The organism is Cellulosimicrobium composti (genome assembly GCF_009711085.1).
GTDB classification, from domain to species: domain Bacteria; phylum Actinomycetota; class Actinomycetes; order Actinomycetales; family Cellulomonadaceae; genus Cellulosimicrobium; species Cellulosimicrobium composti.
In genome coordinates this window covers 1-1720 of sequence record NZ_WMKA01000102.1, presented here as the reverse complement: position 1 = coordinate 1720, position 1720 = coordinate 1, and the positions used below count along the sequence as shown (strand labels likewise).

Sequence of the window (1720 nt, the reverse complement as noted above, 5' to 3'; positions counted from 1 at the left end):
GCCGGGCACGCGCCGCGTGAGGGGCCGCAGCGCGCGCCCGGCCCCGCGCCGGACCGCGCGCACGGTGGCGCCGGGGTCGTGGGCGGACGCCGCGACGGGTCGCGTGGTCGCGACGACGAGCGCGCCGGCGAGGACCGCGAGGAGGGCGAGCGACGTGACGCCCGCGAGGCGTGGGTCCAGGACGAGCGCGAGCACGAGGACGAGGACCAGCCACGGGGCGAGCACGCGACCGGTGCGCACGACCGGGGCCGCGCCGAGGCGGACCGCCCCGGCGGCGGGCGGGACCGTCCACGCGGCGGGCGGGACCGTCCCCGCGGCGAGCGGGACCGTCCCCGCGGCGAGCGGGACGGGGCGCGGCGTGCGCAGCGCGAGGCGAGCCCCGACCGCGAGCACGACGATCCCAGAGAGCAGCCCGACGAGCGTGCCGTCGAGCAGCACGGCACCGGACGCCCCCGGCGTCATGCCCTCGCCGGTCGCCGCGACGACGCCGACGCCGAGCGGCGCGTCTCTGAGCACGACGGGGGTGCCCGCGGTCGCGGTGACGAGCACCTCGACCGCGCGCAGGCCGGCGACCGCGACGGCGGGGGTCGCGGCGGCGAGCGCGACGACGGCACCGCTGAGCAGCGCGTCCGACCGCCCGACCACGGACGCACCGGACGCGCGCGCCCCGCGGGGCGCCGTGACCGCGAGGAGCGCGAGCCACGCCGCGGCGGCGAGCGCGGGCACGAGACCGATCCAGGCGACCTCGCCGCCGGTGCCGAGCAGCGCGCCCGCGAGGACCGCCGCCGCACCGCCGATCGCGTACCAGCGCCGCTCGCGCGTCGCGTGGCGCAGCAGGGTCGCGACGAGCGCGCCCCCGAGCGCGACGAGGGCGGCGCCCGACCCCGCCGGGAGCCCCGGCGGGCCGGGCACGGCGAGCCCGACGAGCACGGCGAGGGGGACGGCCGTCGTCCGTACGACGCCGAGCACGGCCCGCTCGGCGGTGAGCGCGCTGCCGACGCGCGCCCCCGCCGTCTCGGCGACGGGCCGGGCCGGCGTGGTGAGGCAGGCCGTCGCGAGCAGCGCGACCGCCCACCCCCACACGGCCTGCGCGGCGGGCGCGGCGAGCAGGGGGACGAGCGGTCCGAGCACGACGGCGCTCGTCAGCCACGCCCGCACGCGCGCCCGGGCGCCCACGACCCCGAGCACGGCGACGACGACGGCGACCAGGGCGGCGCGCGCGAGGGCCGCACCCGCGGCGTCGAGCGGCCACGCCTGCAGCACGAGCTCGACGTCGACGACCGCGAGCACGACCGCGAGCGCCGCGACCGCCTCGGCCGACGAGCGCAGGCCGCGCGACCGCAGGAGCACCGCGGCGCCGACGGTGAGCGCCGTGACGACCCCGGTGACGAGGGCGCGCAGGCCGAGGTCGTCGGCGAACGTGAAGAACACGAACACGACCGCCGCGACCGCGAGCAGCCCCGCGCCCGCCCCGGCGAGGACCGGCTGGAGCCCGACCGACCGGGTCTCGGCCGCGCGACCCGGCGCTCCGGCGGTGCGCGGCACGGACGCGACGGCGCCCGGGGCCCGCGCGGGGACGACGGCCGGGGCCGGACCGCCCGGTGCGGGTCGTGCGGCCGTCGGACCGGGGGCCGGCGCGGATCGGGGACCGCCCGGACCCGGCGCCACCGGCCGGGGTCCCGGCCCAGGTCGCCGCCCGGGGGCGACGGGCGGAGCTCCT

The 1720-nt window shown here is 82.3% G+C and carries 1 protein-coding gene; it reads right to left on the bottom strand.

The features are described 5' to 3' along the window. A partial coding sequence (locus tag GJV82_RS19125) for a hypothetical protein (RefSeq protein WP_404813000.1) occupies window positions 1-1545 on the bottom strand: 1545 nt, incomplete at its 3' end. Window positions 1546-1720: the final 175 nt, after the last annotated feature.